Consider the following 17,690-nt stretch of genomic DNA (forward strand, 5'->3'; position numbering starts at 1 on the left):
TAATTATTAAAATGAAACATTTACTCCGCATGACAGTGTTCTTGAAAGCGGATAGATCTTACCGGCACCCATTGCTCCGCCTACTGCTTCAGGATCGAATACGCCGAAGATGGAAGAGATGGTAAACAGATTATCACCGGAGAAGAATACGCGAACCTTGCTCAAACCTGCTTTTGATGTCAGGTAGTTAGGTACGGTATAACCGATTTGAAGGTTCTTCAGACGCAGATAGGCGGCGCTTTGCAGATAACCCGATTGGGTCTTATGGTTCTTTGTCGCATTCCCATCGAAGTAGGGTTTCGGGAAATAAGCGTTCAGGTTCGCTCCCATCTCGTCGCCGGACGGACGGAAATAGTCGAAATGCTCTTTATATCCGATCGATTGCCACAGGCCGCCGTCTACTGCTCCCCAGAAGAAGTTCCCGTCCAGCCAGATATCGCGTTTGCAGACACCTTGGAAGAAGGCGCGGAAGTCGAAACCGTTCCAGTCGGCTCCCAGTGTGATACCTACTTGGTAGCGGGGAGTTTCGTTACCGATGATCTTGCGGTCGCCCGGATCACCTACCGTATTGGAGCCGGTTGTGATCTTACCGTCGTTGTTGATATCCTTGTACATGATATCGCCTGCCCCCCATTTGCTGCCGATCTGTGACTGGTCTGTTGTAGCCAGGTGATCCTGCATTTCCTTGTCAGTTTTGGCAATGCCGATGGTTTCAAATCCCCAGATGTCCCCCATGTATCTGCCGTTGTAAGGAACGTATTCCATATTCCCGTCTGAGTTTTTGCGGTCGATGATCTGTGCGTCATTCGGGTATTTGGTGATCTTGGTTCTGGCATCTGCCAATGTAAATCCGACTGTATAGCCTACCTTGCCGATTTGGTCGTTCCAGGTCAAAGCCAGCTCCCATCCTTTGCTTTGCATGGCTGCGTTGTTAATACGCGGCAACTTGTCGTTATCGATACCGATAATCGGCGATTTTTCTTCAGGAGGACCAACCATGTCGTCTGTCTTTCTCGTATACCATTCAAATGAACCGGTCAGGCGGTTGTTCAGGGCACCAAAGTCAAAACCGATGTTGGTTGTTGTGATCTTTTCCCAGGTCATTAGGTCGCTGACCATCAGCGGAGCAGTAGCTGTAGTCGGTTGTTGTCCGCCGATTAACCATTTACCGTCTTTCAGTCCCAGGGGCTGTGCTGGATAGAACGGATAGAATTCCTTGGTGTTCTGGTTACCTAGTTTACCCCATGAGAAGCGGGGTTTCAAAGTACCTACATATTCCGACAGGTCTTCCCAGAATGCTTCACGTGCGATGTTGTACCCCAAAGAGAAGGAAGGGAATACATTCCAGCGTTTGTCGCGCAGGAAGCGTGAAGAACCGTCATAACGAATGTTGATTTCAGCTAGGTAACGACCGTCGTAGTCGTAGTTCAAACGTCCGAAGAAACCGGCAGTAGCCCATTCCTTTTTGTTGGCAGATGTATAGTCCTTACCCATGCTGGTGTCGATACTCGGTACTTCGTCGCTGATCACATCGTCGCGTTTAGCATACACATAGTTCTGCTTGTAGAGTTCGGTGTTGAAACCGACCATTACCTTGAAGTTGTTTTTGTTGAACGACTTGAAGTAATCGGTATACAAGCTGGTTGTCAGTAAATTGTTGTCCTGTGCGGAAGACCATGCATACGTCGCACCAGGACCGTAGCTACCGGCAAACGCCAGAGGCACCGGTTCGTTTTTTGAGTTCCATTCATAGATTTTAGCCAGGTTTTCGTCTTTGTTTATATGTTCTGCTTTCAGACTTACGTCTCCGCGGATGTTCCAGTCTTTCAGTGGAGTAATAGTTACGTTAGCTTGTGTATAGATGATGTCTTTTCTGCGTTTGTAACGTCCTCCGTCTTCTATCTGGATGATTTTGGAGTTACGCATGTAATGGCCGTTCGGATCCTGGAAAGGCATAGTCGGCCAAGTACGTGAGATGTCGTGATAATATAAACCTACACTGATACCGTTTGCCGTATTATCCGGATCGTCGTTAGCATAGGTCGGACGGTCCAGCTCTTCACGGATAAAACGGGTACTCAAACCAATCTGTAACCAGTCGTTTACTTTCGAGTTAATCTTGGCTGATGCGTTCATACGTTTGAAGTCGTCATCGCCGTAACGCATATTACCGGCCTGATTCATGAAGGCACCCGACATGAAATAGGTCAGTTTCTCAGTACCGCCGCTTACGTTTACGTTATGTTCGTGGCTGAAACCTGTTTTGAAATGGTTGCGTGTCCAATTCTGATTGTCGTTCGCTCTTTGGTGGAATTCATACATTCCATTGCCTGGATTTGGTACGGTTGTTGTCGAAATTTCTCCTTTTTGATAAGCAATGATACGTCCTAATGTTTCGTCATTGAACGGAGTATCCTGACCGCTGTTCAGTGCAGCTGCATTAAAATATTTAGCAAATGTATAGGAATCCATCATATCTGGAAGATTGGTGGCGGTAGACCAGCGGAAACTGTTATTATAGGTAACCTGTGTCTTTCCGCTCTTTCCACTTTTCGTCGTGATAAGGATGACTCCGAACGGGGCGCGTGAACCGTAAATACTGGATGCGGCTGCATCTTTCAGTACCGAGATGTTTTCGATATCATCCGGGTTCAAAGCATTCATATCTCCCTCGATACCGTCGATAAGGATCAATGGAGCATCATTCGAACCTTCGCCGATCGTACCTGTACCGCGGATGTTTACTTTCAGTGCATTACCTAGAGCACCTCCCTGATTGTTCAGTGAAAGGTTCAAACCGGGAACAACACCTTGCAGGGCTTGTCCCACTTGGGCGACCGGCCGTGACTCCAATGCTTTGGTATCGACGGTGGAAACGGCTCCCGTCAGGTTTACTTTCTTCTGTGTACCGAAACCGACAACCACTACTTCGTCCAGTGCCTGTGTATCTTCACCCAATTGGATGGTAAAGACTTTCTGTACGCCGTCTATTTTGATAGTTTGCGGTTGATAACCGATATAGGAAATATGCAATATATCTCCTTTTGAAGCTTCTATGGAAAACTTACCGTCCATATCGGTAACAGTTCCATTGGTGGTCCCTTGTACCAGGATGGTTGCTCCGATAACCGGATCGCCCAGACCTTTGTCTATAACAGTACCAGTAATGGTCAACTGCTGTGCGTATATATAGGATATACTGGCCATCAGCAGCGCAATTAATAATGTGACTCTTTTCTTCATCCTTTTTTAGTTTTAAGGTTGTGAATACTAAATTTTAAATAATCTTTGATGAGCAAAAGTATTTGCTATATAAAGAAGAGGTAACAGGCATTTTATTCATTAACAGCAGGTGTTTTCTTATATTTACTTCTTGATATACAGTATAGTGGGTGATTTGTTCATAAACAACTGGTGTTTTAATCAATTATTCTTTTTCATCTGTTTTATTTGCTCCGATCAGGAGTATTCTCCTTCTTTTTTTCTTTCTTTGTATGACTTATCGTTTTATGTATGGGGAGATTTATCGTTGCGTTATTATTGTTTGCCTTCTGTCATACTTCCGGATATGCTTTTTTTGAGAAAGACATTCGGGTACTTACTATGCAGAACGGATTGGCTGATAATACCGTTTCCTGTATCCATAAAGACAGCAACGGTTTTATGTGGTTCGGTACGGATAACGGGCTGAGTCGTTATGACGGGAAAAATATAAAGAACTTCGGACCTGATAATAGTTATGTAAAAGTATCGCAGGTACGTGAAACACCTAACGGTATCCTTTGGCTGGTAGCCAATCAGCAGATCTATTGTTTTGACCGGAGGCTGGAACGGTTCATCCCTGTTCAGTATACCGGAAAGAGGGATCGGGATACCAGAGTCCAGGATGTACTAATTCAAAACGACTCTTCTTTCTGGTCACTCTCTTATGATAATCTTTCGCTGGTTTCAATAGATTATGTGAAAAGCAAAGCAGGAAATATCGAGGGAGTAAACCTCAAAGTAGAAATGGAGTTTGCTTCACTGGTTAATGAAAAGACAAATTTACTGGCTTTTTGCCAGTCACCGGACGGAATTATATATATCGGAACGGACTGGGGGAATATTCTCGCTTTTGATCCTGCCACTTATACGATCCTGCATAAGGGAGATCTTCCCAAAGTGGAGAAAATACATATTCATCGCCTGCTATATTCAGAGGGTTATGTTTGGATCTCTACCTGGGCGAACGGGGCTATCCGGTATAATCCGGTTTCAGATACTTATTCGCAATACACGTATGACCCTAAGAACAAGAAGAATTCCTTATCTCACTGGGATGTCTATGAGATCGTTCCGCTTAGTAACGGACGTTACCTGACAGCTACCTGGAATGGGTATGCTATCCTGATACCGGATAAAGAAGACTCTACCCAATATTCTACGGAAGTTTATAATAATACGGCCTCACAGCTTCACCGCAATCTGGAAACCCGCATGATCTCGGCTTATTACGATTCGGATGGACTCCTCTGGATCGGAACGCAGGGAGGTGGTGTATATTCTTCCGATCTGAGAAAGCAGTTCTATCAGCGTTTTCATCAAGACACGCATAATGAAATATGTGCGATGACTACCGATAAGGACAATCATATCTGGCTGGCGACGTTCCACAAGGGTATTATGAGGAGTACGGAAGCCTTTGATCCGCAACACCGATTGTCTTTTGAACTGGTTCCGAACAATGCCGGGAATACTGTACTGAGTACGGCAGCCGATAAGGACGGTGATATCTGGTTCGGAAATACAAACTCTGAACTGATCCGTTATCATTCGGCCGATAAAACATTCGTTATCTACCCGATACGTTTGTCTGATACCCCGGCGTGGAATGGTTCTGTATGGTCCCTGTTCTTTGACAGTCTGGATCGTTTATGGCTGGGGACGTCGGATGGATTATTGCTATTCGATAAAATCTCCGGACTATTTATACGGTATGAGATCTGCCCCGGTACGATCCGGACAATAGCGGAAACGACGGATAAAAACTTATGGCTCGGTACTACGTCCGGACTTAAGAAATTCAATCTGAAAGAAAAAAGCCTGCAAGGTGACTTTGAAAAGGAGGCTACTATTCCGGCACGTGAGATACGCTCTCTTTTCTCTTCTTCCGATAAGAACCTTTATATCGGATATACGGACGGGTTTGGTGTTTTGAACACAACCTCCGGCCGGATCGATACTTTCTATACAACACATGACGGTTTGAGCAGCAATTTTATCGGTTGTATCAGCGAAGATACGAAAGGACATCTCTGGTTAGGCTCCAATTCCAGTATCTGCCGTTACAGCAAGCATCAGAAGCTATTTTACAATTACTATATATCAGGAAATAACCGCTCGGTGATGCTTTATAACGACTATTTGTTCTGGGGTAATAACAAAAACATTACTTACTTTACATCGGAGGATGTAATGGATGAACATCCTGTCCCGGATAAAGTGGTAATAACCCGGATAGAGGTGGATAATAAACCTGTAGAAATAGGGGAAAAGATAAACGACCAGGTCATTCTTACCGAAGGGGTTCCTTATATCCATGACCTGACATTGTCCGGCACGAATAATAGCTTCTCTCTTCTTTTCAGCAATCTGACCTATTCGGAGACGTTGCAGAAATATAGTTACCACCTGGCTCCTTATCAACCGGAGTGGTTGATCTCGGGGGAGGGAGAGAAGGTATCCTATACGAATCTTCCACAAGGCGAATATCTGTTTGAAGTGAAAAGTATCTTTCCTGACGGTTCCAGCGGTGATGTGACATCCTTTGTCATAAAGATCTTGCCTCATTGGTATGAAACGGTCTGGTTCCGCCTGACTGTGTTGTTTTTTGTGGTATTGGTCCTGTATTACTGGATGCGCCGCGTAAAGATCCAGCAGGCCCGCTTGAGGAAAGAGGAACGTTTGAAGCATGAACTGTTTGTTGCCAATCTGGAGCGTGAGAAGGAAAAACAGATTAACAAGGAACGTGAGAACTTTTTCACCAATGTCTCTCATGAATTGCGGACACCGCTTACATTAATTCTTTCACCTTTACAGGAGTTGTTGCAGGCGGATCGTCTTTCACAAGCTTTACATGAAAAGCTATCGCTTATCTATAATAATGCGTCCTCATTATCTACCCTGGTGAACCAGCTTTTATATGTTCAGAAAATAGAAGCCGGAATGGTGCAGCTTTATTTGTCAGAAGTTGATATTGTTGCTTTGGTTAAGAAGGTTATGGTCTCGTTTAAACACATGGCTGAAATAAAGAATACGGAGTACATCCTGGACTCTGGTATCCGGTTTCTCAATCTCTGGCTAGATCGTGAAAAAATAGAATCCGCATTAAAAAACCTTTTATCGAATGCGTTCAAATATACTCCCAGCCATGGAAAAATAAGCGTTTCATTGTCTGAAAAGGAACTCGACGGAATAAAGTTCTGTCTTCTTTCTGTTGCAGACAATGGCCCCGGAATTGCCGAAGAGTTGCAGGAGCATATCTTCGATTCTTTTATTACGGGGAAGAATGAACCCTCATTTTCTACCCGGATGGGTATCGGTTTACGTATCGTAAAAAACACGATGGATATGCATCACGGGAATGTTTTATTGGAGAGTTCTCCGGATAAAGGGACAGAATTTACTCTTTATATCCCATGTGGAAAAGAGCATTTCAGGGATGATCACTATGAATTGATTGAAAAAACGAACGAGCCGGATGGAAAGGATACTTATTTTGAAGTGGAGAAGCAGAGTGAACCTTCCCAACCGAATTCGGGTAAAAAGCTTCTGATAGTAGAGGATAACGATGAAATAAGGGGTTATATCAATACCTTATTCAGCAAGGAATATCAGGTTTTGGAAGCACATAACGGAAAGGAAGGAGTGGAGACTGCCATAACAGAAATCCCCGATCTGATCGTTTCGGATATAATGATGCCGGTAATGGATGGATTTGTTTGTGTACGGGAGATCAGGCAACATTTGCAGACAGCCCATATCCCTGTCATCATGCTTACGGCAAAGGCTGAGGAGGAGGATCTGCTGAAGAGTACCCGGATGGGTGCGGACGATTATGTGATGAAACCGTTCAACCCGGAAGTGCTCAAAGCAAAAGTTGAGAATCTGATTCATATGCGGGAGCAGCTGAAACGTATTTATACAAAGACATTGATGCTGAAACATACGGCAGAAGAGCCGGAAGAGGAAGGGAAAGATCCATTCATGCAACAGGTTATCAACATCATCGAAGTCAATCTGACGAATCCCGATTTCAGCGCAAAAGCTCTTGCCGGATTCTTGAATATAAGCCAGCCGACTTTATACCGGAAGATCAAACAGCAAAGTAACCTGTCCATCATAGAAGTGATCCGCAGCATCCGTATCAGTAAAGCGGCTTCATTGATCATGCAGCGGAAGTTTTCTGTCCAGGAAGTTGCAGAAATGGTCGGATATAACGATATAACAACGTTCCGTAAGCATTTTACGAACCAGTTCGGGGTATCGCCGTCGCGGTATAATGCCTTATAGTCTCCATTACCTTCCGGATATAGCAGATTATCCGGCAGATGTTGCTGTTTACCCGGAATGTACTGCTACTAGTAACCGTTTCTCTTTCATACCACAGTTGTGGTATGAAAGAAACTCATCTGTGGAACAAACGAAATGCAGCTGTTATTTATTAGGTGTTCAGAATGACATCGGATTTTATAATAAATATTGTCACAGGAGGAATAAAAGATTACATTTGCATAATGTTGATAGATGAAAAGATCCTTCAGGAGGTTTGATTGGGATATGGATAATATAAGTTTCAGTGATATTTAGAAACTGTTTTGAATTTATTGTTTGATTCAGTTCTTGACAGATTTGAATGTAGTGTCGTTGGTAGGGGCGGTTCGCGAACCGCCCTTACAGGCGCCGTCACAATGGAACAGGCAGGTTCGACCGTAGGGGCGGGGTCTGCCCGCCCCTACAAAACCTGTCATTTGGTTTCACATTTTGCTAAAGTAGAATCAAATTCTGTTAGGATGTGATAAAGAAATACAATGGAAACAGGAAGGTCGTGATCTTCTGGTAACAATGCCTGTATTCGCTTTTGATGAACTTCCATGCCATTATACATGGACACTCAAATTAGAGCGTGTGAAGTGATGGAAGAGAAAGGCCGCCATTATTTTTTGAAAAGCGGCCTTCTTTTTATCTTTATTCCTTTTTAATAGGCGGATAATCCAGCGTATAATGTAACCCTCGGCTTTCCTTTCGTTCGATAGCCTGTCGCATGATCAGATACCCCACATTGATCATATTACGCAGTTCGCAGATATCCTTTGAGGCAACCGACCGTTTGAAGAGGCTTTCTGTTTCTTCATAGATGATATCCAGGCGGTCCCAGGCACGTTTCAGGCGCAGGTCGGAACGAACGATACCGACATAAGTACTCATAATCTGTCCCACCTCTTTGACACTCTGGGTGATCAATACCATTTCTTCCAGGGAAGTGGTACCTTCGTCATTCCATTCCGGGATATTCTCCTGATATTTTAACGAGTCGATGATATTGAGACAGTGTTTAGCAGCAGCGTCTGCATAAACAACCGCTTCGATCAGTGAGTTGGATGCCAGGCGGTTTCCTCCGTGCAGGCCTGTACATGAACATTCTCCAACAGCATATAGGCGGTCGATTGAAGAGCGGGCATTCAGATCGACCTGAATACCTCCGCAAAGATAATGGGCAGCAGGAGCGACCGGAATATAATCTTTAGTAATATCAATTCCCAGGCTCAGACATTTTTCGTAAATGTTTGGGAAATGTTTTTTTGTTTCTTCCGGATCTTTGTGAGTGACATCCAGATAAACATGATCATCCCCCCGAGTATCCATTTCGTTCTTTATGGCACGTGCTACAATATCACGCGGAGCCAGTGAGAGACGTTTGTCGTATTTCTGCATGAATTCTTTGCCGTCTTTCGTACGGAGCACACCACCATAACCGCGCATTGCCTCCGTGATTAGGAAAGATGGGCGGTCGCCCGGATGGAACAAGGCAGTTGGGTGAAATTGTACGAATTCCATATCTTTTACAGTCCCTTTGGCACGGTAAACCATTGCAATTCCGTCACCGGTAGCCACCAACGGGTTGGTGGTTGTCTGATAAACGGCACCGACACCACCTGTTGCGATAAGGGTTACTTTAGACAGGAAAGTATCGATCCGACCGTTCGGGTCCATAATATAGGCACCATAACACTCTATATCCGGTGTCTGGCGGGTGACGGTAACACCCAGATGGTGTTGTGTCAGTATTTCTATGGCGAAATGATTTTCAAATACGGTGATATTGGGGTGTTTCTGGATGGCTTGAATTAAGCTGTCCTGTATTTCTGCACCTGTGTTGTCTTTATGGTGTAGGATACGAAATTCGGAGTGGCCGCCTTCGCGATGTAAGTCGAAGTTCCCTTTTTCATCTTTATCAAAATCAACTCCCCAACTGATCAGTTCTTTAATTTGCTGAGGGGCATCACGCACAACTTTTTCTACTGCGCCGCGGTCGCTGAGCCAGTCGCCGGCAATCATTGTATCTTCAATATGCTTGTCGAAATTGTCAACAATCAGGTTGGTTACCGAGGCGATACCGCCCTGTGCGAAATAGGTGTTGGCTTCTTCCAGATTAGTTTTGCATACAAGGGCTACTTTCCCTTTATTGGCTACTTTAAGAGCGAAACTCATTCCTGCAATACCGGAACCTATCACTAAGAAATCGAATCTTTGTACCATAAGACATTACTGTTTAGAGCGCCAAAGTTAGGAATTAACTTTTATGGTTGTACCATTCCCGGCGGCCTTTCGGTTAAAAACTCCCGAAATACTTATTCTTTTGCTATTTTTAAAAGAAAAGCTATAAACATTCGAAGGCTTCCCCTGTTTTAACTACGCATTGGATATCCGGCTTATTATTAATACTTAAACGTTATAAAAATGAAATCTAAAGTTTTACTGTTAGCTTTAGCCTCCATGTTGGCAGGCGGGGCTATGGCACAAGATTGTACATTCTTTTTTCCTACTACAAAAGGTACAAAGTTGGTGAAAAAGAGTTATGATGGCAAAGGCAACCTGTCAGGTGTAATGACTTATGTTGTGGATGAGGTAGAAAATAAACAAGGCGGACTGGAAGTCGAAGCTGATTACGTATTCACAAACAACAGCGGTACGGTTGTCGACAAAGGTGAATTGGAGGCTTTTTGCCAGGATGGCGAATTTTTTATGGATATGAAAGAGGTCCTTACCAATCCGTCTTTTGTTACTACAACGAATACCGCAGTGGCAGCTACCGATGCCGTTATCAATTATCCGAGCGTATCGAAAGGCGCTTCTTCGGATGATGTGTATTTCGATGACGCTGTAATCAACATTTATTCAAAGAAGAATCGGAAAGACAGAAAGAATATTTCTATTTACGATCGTGAATATGTCAAAACAGAAGAGATCACCACTCCGGCAGGTACATTCGATTGTACGAAAGTAAAATTTAAAATCAAATCACGTTCTCCAAAAGAAACGATCGAAGGTTACGGTTATGAATGGTATGCACCGAATATAGGAGTCGTTCGTACTGAACAATACAATAATAATAACGTTCTTCAGTCATATTCTGTACTTGAAGAAGTAAAGTAAAAAAGATATTCCTTTTGGAATTGTTTGACCGGTTTAAGTGGATACGTCGTTACTGTGAAGTGGCGGCGTATTTTCTTTTTGTTTACACCGTAAAAATAATGGAATCTGCTTGATTATGTAGACAAAAATGCTTAATATTGCTTATTACCAACTTAATACATAAAGTTATGGAAAAGAAAGCATTTAGAAAACGGGTAATCACTCCGAAACATGTGTCGATCGCTGTTTGTTTGCTTATTATTTTCGGATTGTTGTATTTGAATGAGGTACCTTGGTATGCTTATATAATCATCTTGATTGTGGCTCTTTGGGCGATCGGGCCTTATCAGATTGACGGAAAGTATTTAACTCAGGGAAATTTTGTGGCTATTCCTGTTGAGGCGATCGATAAAGTGTTTATAAAAGAATCGGGTAGTGTAGTCGTATATTACACTAAGCCTTATAAGGATAAAGAATATAGAAACACTGTCTATCCGGTCGATACGGAAGGATTTGTGGATGCTTTACAACAAGTAAGTGAAGAAATGACTATCTTGCGCGAAAATTCGTAAAATGGATAGAGTCTTTAAATCTAAGATCGGGTGGTGGTACCATCTGTTGATTATTGTGTTGGCAATCCTGTGTGTCGTATCCGTACTGCATCAGAATGTAGCGGCGATTGTTACTTCTTTGGTTGCCAGTGCTTTGACGTTGCATGTGTTTTTCAATACTTACTATGTGGTTACGGCAGACGGTATGTTGTTGCTTCGTTGTAGTTTCTTTCCTAAAAAGGAAATCGCTATTGCTGATATAGAGGCGTTGCAACCGTCTATTCTGCCTGTATTCAGTTACTCCTTATCGTTAGATAGGATCGTGATCTGGAAAGAAGGTAAAATGTGGATGCTTATTTCTCCGCAAAACGAGAAAGAGTTTGTAAAGTTACTGAAGAAATTCAATCCGGATATTGAGATCAAAAGTAATGCTGGACTATTGTAGAATGATAAATAGAATCACAATATCAAACTTAATTAAATCTGATAACATGAAATACGATGTTGCTATAATCGGTGGAGGACCTGCCGGTTATACTGCTGCTGAAAGAGCGGCTGCCGGTGGACTTTCTACCGTACTTTTCGAGAAAAACGCTTTAGGAGGTGTTTGTCTGAACGAAGGCTGTGTTCCAACGAAAACTTTACTTTATTCAGCTAAAGTATATGATACGATCAAACACGCGTCTAAGTATGCGGTAAAAGCAGAAAATCCGGCTTTCGACTTTCCTAAAATTATCGCCCGTAAAAATAAGGTCGTAAAGAAACTGACCGCCGGTATCCGTATGAAGATGACGGAACATGGTGTCGTTGTTGTAAGTGGTGAAGCAGAGATAAAAGGACGTGCTGCCGACGGTACGATCTCCATTGCTTGTGGAGAAGAAATGTATGAGGCTGCTAACCTATTGCTGTGTACGGGATCGGAAACAGTTATCCCTCCTATTCCCGGTTTGGCGGAAACAGACTATTGGACTAGCCGTGAAGCCTTGCAGACAAAAGAGCTTCCTGCTTCTCTCGTCATTATCGGTGGAGGAGTGATCGGTATGGAATTCGCTTCTTTCTTTAACAGCATGGGGACTGAAGTTCATGTGGTGGAAATGCTGGATAAGATACTGGGGCCGATGGATAAAGAACTTTCTGAAATGCTCCAGGCTGAATATGCTAAAAGAGGTATTAAATTTTATCTGAGCCATAAAGTAACTGCCGTTCATGGAGGTGAAGTGACCGTTGAGAAAGACGGAGAAAGCTTTGTCATCAGTGGTGAAAAAGTGTTGCTGAGTGTAGGCCGCCGCCCGGTAACCAAAGGTTTCGGATTGGAGACGTTAGGTGTTGAGTCTTTCCGGAACGGTATAAAAGTCAACGAATATATGCAGACCTCCCTGCCGAACGTATATGCTTGCGGCGATATCACAGCCTTTTCTTTACTTGCCCATACTGCAGTAAGTGAAGCAGAAGTTGCCGTTAAACATATCTGTGGAAAAGCCGGAGCCGGCATGAGTTACAAAGCGATACCGGGTGTCGTATATACTAATCCCGAGATTGCTGGTGTCGGCAAAACTGAAGAAGAACTTCAGGCAGAAGGAATCTCTTATGTCGTGAAGAAATTACCGATGGCTTTCTCCGGCCGTTTTGTGGCAGAGAACGAACAGGGAAATGGTGTATGTAAATTGATCCTGGCCAAAGATGAAACGGTGATCGGTGCCCATCTGTTAGGTAATCCAGCTTCTGAATTGATCGTTGTTGCAGGCCTGGCAATAGAAAAGGGAATGAAAGCCGGGGAGTTGCAGTCGATCGTTTTCCCGCATCCCACCGTTGGTGAGATTATTAAAGAAACATTGTTCGTTTAATTACTTGGTTTAAAAAGTTTCACCCTAATGAAACAACTGTTTCACCATGGAGAAACAAGTGTTTCATTAGGGTGAAACTATAATCAGCAAAGCATCCGGATTTTCTGTTTTGCTGATTTTTTGTTCAGCCTTATATAATTCCCTATCTTTGCAGTGCTAAATTGCAATGCATGAATATGTTTGAAGGATATGTGGGTATTCGTTTGTGGGACGGTCAGTTGGTAGATGATGTGATATTTTCATTGCTGCTATCCTTGCTGGTTGCTTTCGCGATTATATTCCGTGCTAATTATCAGCATTTTATAAAGATGTTGAAAGATGTCGCATATTTGAAAGAACGGCAGAATCTATTTGATGAAACGGTAGGGAAAAGTGGGGCTTTCTTTCGCCATTTTATGATTTTTCAGGCACTTTTCCTGTGTAGTATAGCATTGTTTACTATTGCCCGGGTAAAGGGAGCTGTCAGTCACCTGGGAGAGAAAGAAGTCCTTTTTACAATTGTTTTTATTTTTTGTGTGCTACTCCTGTTTTTCCAGTTTAAGCAATTCTGTAATTCTCTTTTGGGATTTGTTTTTGCCTCTCCGGATAAGTATAGATTCTGGAAAAAAAGTTATAACGCAATAATGGGGAGCTGGGGCATTTTATTATACATTCCTGTACTTTGGTTATTGTTCGTAGGTAGTAAAACATTGGCTCCCGTTATATTGTTTTGTATTTTCTATTTTTTGTGTCGTTTTGTAATAATTTATAAGACAATACGGATATTTCACAAGAATAATGTCGGATTATTATATATTAGTTTGTACCTTTGCACCCAAGAAATTTTGCCTCTTATATTTTTGTATGAAGGTATGATTTTTTTGTATAACTTTATCGAGACGAGTACTCTATGGCATTGAACATCAAAAAGTTGTTGGTATCGCAACCGAAGCCTGCATCCGAGAAGTCTCCGTATTTCGACATTGCAGAGAAATATGGGGTTGAAATCGACTTCCGTCCTTTTATCAAAGTAGAAGCTCTTTCATCTAAAGAGTTCAGACAGCAGAGAATTTCTATTCTGGACTATTCGGCAGTAATTTTTACTGCTCGTACAGCTATTGACCACTTTTTTCATTTATGTGAAGAACTACGTGTCACCATTCCGGAAACAATGAAATATTTCTGTATGACAGAAGCTATTGCAGTTTATCTTCAGAAGTATATCGTGTATAGAAAGCGTAAGATCTTTTTCGGCCAGACCGGAAAGCCTGAAGATTTGGTTACCGTTATTGCAAAGCATGCAAAGGAGAAATATCTTGTGCCTGTATCTGATGTGCATAAAGAAGATCTGACCGCTATGCTGGATGCAAAAAAGATCAACTATACAAAGGCTGTAATGTATAGAACAGTAAGTAACGAATTTGCTAAAGATGAGAAATTTGATTACGATATGCTGGTATTCTTCAGTCCTTCAGGTATTTCTTCATTATTGAAGAACTTCCCCGACTTCAAGCAGGAAGATATAAAGATCGGTTGCTTTGGTCCTACAACGGCGAAAGCGGTAAAGGATGCCGGCCTCAGGTTGGATGTGGAAGCACCTACTCCCGAAGCACCTTCAATGACGGCTGCTTTGGATCTATATCTGAAGAAAGAGTTGGGTGGAAATAAAAAGAATGGAAAATAAAAGGTATACCCTTTCTAAAGAAGAGCGCCTGTCGTGGAAGCGTTACATTGACCTGTTATTCGAAAAAGGGCAATCGTTTGTAGCGTTTCCACTGCGGGTTGTTTATTTACCGCTGGAAGAGGAGATGTCTGCTCCCGTCTCTATCCTGATCAGCGTTCCCAAGAAAAAATTTAAGCGTGCCGTAAAACGAAACCTGATCAAACGTCAGGTGCGTGAAGCCTACCGGGTACGTAAATATGATCTGATCGATCCGCTGGCAGAAAAAAATAAATGTATGCTTGTTGCTTTCCTTTATCTGGATAAAGAGATACATCCTTTTGCGGATATGGAAAAAGCGATGGCAAAAGCAATCAAGGTATTGCGTGACAAAGAATAATGAAGAAATTCTTTACTACACTTCTCCTGTTGCCGGTTTATTTCTATAAATATTGTATTTCTCCTATGACACCGGCATCGTGCAGGTATACACCTACCTGTTCCGAATATGCTGTGCAGGCCCTGAAGAAATATGGTCCGATCAAAGGGCTTTACCTCGCTGTTAAACGATTGCTCCGATGCCATCCCTGGGGTGGAAGCGGGTATGATCCGGTGCCGTAAATATGATTTACTACGATATACATACTCATCAACCCTCGGTTCATCCGGAGGATATCGCAATCGTAAATACGATTATAAGGGAGGAATGTGATTTATCCATGCCTGCTCAATGGTGCTCTGCCGGTATTCATCCGTGGTATATACATAATGTAGATAAGCAGATTTCCTGCCTTGAATCGGTTGCTTCTTCCTCTGCTATTGTCGCTATTGGTGAAGCCGGACTTGACAAGCTGGTGAAAACGCCTTTAGATATTCAGAAGAATGTTTTTTTAAGGCAAGCCGTATTGGCTGAAAAGTTGAATAAACCACTTATTATTCATTGTGTAAAAGCCTGGGGAGAACTTATTGCTGTCAGAAAAATAGTGAAACCTCATATCCCCTGGATCATTCACGGCTTTCGTGGTAACGGAGAACTCGCACAGCAATTGATTTTACAAGGTTTTTATCTGTCTTTTGGAGAACATTTTCAGATATCGTCTTTATGTAAAGCTTGGCCGGAACGTTTGTTGATTGAAACAGATGAATCGTCCTGTTCCATACAAGATATTTATCAACGTCTTGCTTCAGGTCTCCAAATCTCTGTTAATGAGTTGGGTAATCAGGTTAATCAAACGGTAGGCCGTTTGTTTCCGGCCATATGATAAAGCTTTCTAAGTTGAATAAATGTTACGCTTTTGTTACGTTTGTGTTCACTTTATGATTTGTGTGTCTACATAAAGTCGTATCTTTGTCCGCATTAACTATATAATAATGAATAATTAAAACGATGAATTTTGTTGAAGAATTAAGATGGAGGGGCATGATTCATGATATGATGCCCGGAACAGAAGAGCAGTTACAGAAAGAAATGACTTCTGCTTACGTTGGCATTGACCCGACGGCCGATTCATTACATATCGGGCACCTTGTTAGTGTAATGATGCTGAAGCATTTGCAGCGTGCCGGACACCGTCCTATCGCTCTGGTCGGTGGTGCCACCGGTATGATCGGAGACCCTTCAATGAAGTCGGCAGAACGTAATCTGTTGGATGAAGCAACACTTCGTCATAATCAGGACAGTATTAAAAAGCAGTTAGCTAAGTTCCTGGATTTCGATTCAGATGCTCCTAATGCAGCCAAGTTGGTAAACAATTATGACTGGATGAAGGATTATTCATTCCTGAACTTTATCCGTGACATCGGTAAACATCTGACTGTTAATTATATGATGGCTAAGGATTCTGTAAAGAAACGTCTTAGCTCTGAATCAAGCGTAGGTATGTCCTTCACTGAATTCTCTTATCAATTGTTACAGGGATATGATTATTTGTTCCTGTATCAGAACGAAGGTTGTCGTTTGCAGATGGGTGGTTCCGATCAGTGGGGTAATATTACTACCGGAACAGAATTGATCCGTCGTAAAACAGGTGGGGAAGCATTTGCTCTTACTTGCCCATTGATCACGAAAGCTGACGGAGGTAAATTCGGTAAGACTGAATCCGGGAACGTGTGGTTGGATCGCCGTTATACTTCTCCTTATAAGTTCTATCAGTTCTGGTTGAATGTAAGTGATGCTGACGCTGCCAGATATATCAAAATCTTCACAGACCTGAGTAAAGAAGAGATAGCTGCACTGGAAGAAGAACAGGCTGCTGCTGCTCATCTTCGTCCTTTACAGAAACGTTTGGCGAAAGAGATCACGGTGATGGTTCACTCTTTGGAAGATTATGAAGCTGCTGTAGAAGCTTCTAATATCTTATTTGGCAACTCTACTTCTGAGGCATTAAAGAAGCTGGATGAAGATACTTTATTAGCTGTATTTGATGGTGTACCCCAGTTTGAGATCAACCGTGAAGAACTTAGTGCCGGTGTTAAAGCCATTGATCTGTTAACGGAAAAGGCTGCTGTTTTCGCTTCAAAAGGGGAAATGCGTAAACTGGTACAGAGTGGAGGTATAAGCCTAAATAAGGAAAAACTTGCAGATGCAGAGGCTGTTATCGATTGTTCTTCTCTGTTGGATGAAAAGTATCTGTTGGTTCAGAGAGGTAAGAAGAACTATTACCTGCTGATCGTAAAGTAAGAAAAATAAGAAAAAACGCTTGCAGGGTAAGAATTTATTCTTACCTTTGCATCGCTTTAGATAAAGCGCCGGATTGTCTCATGGTGTAATGGTAGCACTACAGTTTTTGGTTCTGTCTGTCGAGGTTCGAATCCTCGTGAGACAACAGAAAGAAGAAAGAAGGTGTCTGAAAAGGATGCCTTCTTTTTTTGTTATGCCGCTCTTTTATTATCCATTTTTATATTAAAACCATCTTTGTTTTTCTCAATTATCTCTTTTCGAGAAGTTATCCTACAGAAATAAGTAAAAAACAAAAGAGAACT

15 protein-coding genes are annotated in these 17,690 nt (G+C 42.5%); 12 read left to right on the top strand and 3 right to left on the bottom strand.

Annotated elements, in window-relative coordinates:
- Positions 1 to 6: 6 nt before the first annotated feature.
- Complete coding sequence (locus M1P97_RS18000; RefSeq protein WP_195370490.1) at positions 7 to 3,243, bottom strand: SusC/RagA family TonB-linked outer membrane protein; 3,237 nt, start codon at positions 3,241 to 3,243, stop codon at positions 7 to 9.
- Positions 3,244 to 3,513: 270 nt separating this feature from the next.
- Between M1P97_RS18000 and M1P97_RS18005 the strand changes: the two genes are divergently transcribed.
- Positions 3,514 to 7,551, top strand: a complete 4,038-nt coding sequence (locus M1P97_RS18005) for a hybrid sensor histidine kinase/response regulator transcription factor (protein WP_249389796.1) — start codon at positions 3,514 to 3,516, stop codon at positions 7,549 to 7,551.
- A 323-nt stretch (positions 7,552 to 7,874) separates the two neighbouring features.
- Here M1P97_RS18005 and M1P97_RS26300 read toward each other — a convergent pair whose 3' ends face one another.
- Positions 7,875 to 8,009: a hypothetical protein gene (locus tag M1P97_RS26300; RefSeq protein WP_262923242.1), complete on the bottom strand. Its 135-nt coding sequence runs from the start codon at positions 8,007 to 8,009 to the stop codon at positions 7,875 to 7,877.
- A 34-nt stretch (positions 8,010 to 8,043) separates the two neighbouring features.
- Between M1P97_RS26300 and M1P97_RS26455 the strand changes: the two genes are divergently transcribed.
- Entirely contained in the window at positions 8,044 to 8,175 is a 132-nt protein-coding gene (locus M1P97_RS26455) for an alpha-L-fucosidase C-terminal domain-containing protein (RefSeq protein ID WP_365359294.1), read from the top strand.
- Between the two features lie 51 nt (positions 8,176 to 8,226).
- Here M1P97_RS26455 and nadB read toward each other — a convergent pair whose 3' ends face one another.
- The gene (gene nadB, locus M1P97_RS18010; RefSeq protein ID WP_195370489.1) at positions 8,227 to 9,798 is read right to left on the bottom strand and encodes an L-aspartate oxidase; all 1,572 of its coding nucleotides are present in this window, start codon (positions 9,796 to 9,798) and stop codon (positions 8,227 to 8,229) included.
- 201 nt (positions 9,799 to 9,999) lie between these two features.
- Between nadB and M1P97_RS18015 the strand changes: the two genes are divergently transcribed.
- The 10 genes from M1P97_RS18015 (at position 10,000) to tyrS (ending at position 17,388) form a co-directional block, all read left to right on the top strand.
- A complete protein-coding gene (locus M1P97_RS18015) occupies positions 10,000 to 10,695 on the top strand; it encodes a TapB family protein (protein ID WP_195370488.1) in 696 nt (231 codons plus the stop codon).
- 167 nt (positions 10,696 to 10,862) lie between these two features.
- Positions 10,863 to 11,246: a hypothetical protein gene (locus M1P97_RS18020; protein WP_195370487.1), complete on the top strand. Its 384-nt coding sequence runs from the start codon at positions 10,863 to 10,865 to the stop codon at positions 11,244 to 11,246.
- Position 11,247: 1 nt separating this feature from the next.
- Entirely contained in the window at positions 11,248 to 11,670 is a 423-nt protein-coding gene (locus M1P97_RS18025) for a PH domain-containing protein (protein WP_195370486.1), read from the top strand.
- Positions 11,671 to 11,716: 46 nt separating this feature from the next.
- Entirely contained in the window at positions 11,717 to 13,069 is a 1,353-nt protein-coding gene (gene lpdA / locus M1P97_RS18030; protein ID WP_249389797.1) for a dihydrolipoyl dehydrogenase, read from the top strand.
- A 176-nt stretch (positions 13,070 to 13,245) separates the two neighbouring features.
- A complete protein-coding gene (locus tag M1P97_RS18035) occupies positions 13,246 to 13,968 on the top strand; it encodes a DUF4271 domain-containing protein (RefSeq protein WP_229058350.1) in 723 nt (240 codons plus the stop codon).
- Entirely contained in the window at positions 13,965 to 14,732 is a 768-nt protein-coding gene (locus M1P97_RS18040; protein ID WP_075560210.1) for a uroporphyrinogen-III synthase, read from the top strand. The genes M1P97_RS18035 and M1P97_RS18040 overlap by 4 nt, the downstream gene beginning before the upstream one ends.
- The gene (gene rnpA / locus M1P97_RS18045) at positions 14,722 to 15,108 is read left to right on the top strand and encodes a ribonuclease P protein component (RefSeq protein ID WP_195370483.1); all 387 of its coding nucleotides are present in this window, start codon (positions 14,722 to 14,724) and stop codon (positions 15,106 to 15,108) included. The genes M1P97_RS18040 and rnpA overlap by 11 nt, the downstream gene beginning before the upstream one ends.
- Positions 15,108 to 15,329, top strand: a complete 222-nt coding sequence (gene yidD, locus M1P97_RS18050; RefSeq protein WP_028730121.1) for a membrane protein insertion efficiency factor YidD — start codon at positions 15,108 to 15,110, stop codon at positions 15,327 to 15,329. The genes rnpA and yidD overlap by 1 nt, the downstream gene beginning before the upstream one ends.
- A 2-nt stretch (positions 15,330 to 15,331) precedes the next feature.
- Positions 15,332 to 15,970, top strand: a complete 639-nt coding sequence (locus M1P97_RS18055) for a TatD family hydrolase (protein WP_249389798.1) — start codon at positions 15,332 to 15,334, stop codon at positions 15,968 to 15,970.
- Between the two features lie 125 nt (positions 15,971 to 16,095).
- Positions 16,096 to 17,388, top strand: a complete 1,293-nt coding sequence (tyrS, locus tag M1P97_RS18060) for a tyrosine--tRNA ligase (protein WP_195370481.1) — start codon at positions 16,096 to 16,098, stop codon at positions 17,386 to 17,388.
- Positions 17,389 to 17,690 lie beyond the last annotated feature (302 nt).

Origin of the sequence: Parabacteroides leei, from assembly GCF_023369805.1 — a bacterium.
Taxonomy (GTDB): domain Bacteria; phylum Bacteroidota; class Bacteroidia; order Bacteroidales; family Tannerellaceae; genus Parabacteroides; species Parabacteroides leei.

Coding starts and splice junctions, on each gene's coding strand:
- M1P97_RS18035 (WP_229058350.1), top strand. CDS start 13,246: ATGTTTGAAGGATATGTGGGTATTCGTTTGTGGGACGGTCAGTTGGTA.
- M1P97_RS18005 (WP_249389796.1), top strand. CDS start 3,514: ATGGGGAGATTTATCGTTGCGTTATTATTGTTTGCCTTCTGTCATACT.
- lpdA (WP_249389797.1), top strand. CDS start 11,717: ATGAAATACGATGTTGCTATAATCGGTGGAGGACCTGCCGGTTATACT.
- yidD (WP_028730121.1), top strand. CDS start 15,108: ATGAAGAAATTCTTTACTACACTTCTCCTGTTGCCGGTTTATTTCTAT.
- M1P97_RS26300 (WP_262923242.1), bottom strand. CDS start 8,009: ATGACAGGTTTTGTAGGGGCGGGCAGACCCCGCCCCTACGGTCGAACC.
- M1P97_RS18015 (WP_195370488.1), top strand. CDS start 10,000: ATGAAATCTAAAGTTTTACTGTTAGCTTTAGCCTCCATGTTGGCAGGC.
- rnpA (WP_195370483.1), top strand. CDS start 14,722: ATGGAAAATAAAAGGTATACCCTTTCTAAAGAAGAGCGCCTGTCGTGG.
- nadB (WP_195370489.1), bottom strand. CDS start 9,798: ATGGTACAAAGATTCGATTTCTTAGTGATAGGTTCCGGTATTGCAGGA.
- M1P97_RS18020 (WP_195370487.1), top strand. CDS start 10,863: ATGGAAAAGAAAGCATTTAGAAAACGGGTAATCACTCCGAAACATGTG.
- M1P97_RS18000 (WP_195370490.1), bottom strand. CDS start 3,243: ATGAAGAAAAGAGTCACATTATTAATTGCGCTGCTGATGGCCAGTATA.
- tyrS (WP_195370481.1), top strand. CDS start 16,096: ATGAATTTTGTTGAAGAATTAAGATGGAGGGGCATGATTCATGATATG.
- M1P97_RS18055 (WP_249389798.1), top strand. CDS start 15,332: ATGATTTACTACGATATACATACTCATCAACCCTCGGTTCATCCGGAG.
- M1P97_RS18025 (WP_195370486.1), top strand. CDS start 11,248: ATGGATAGAGTCTTTAAATCTAAGATCGGGTGGTGGTACCATCTGTTG.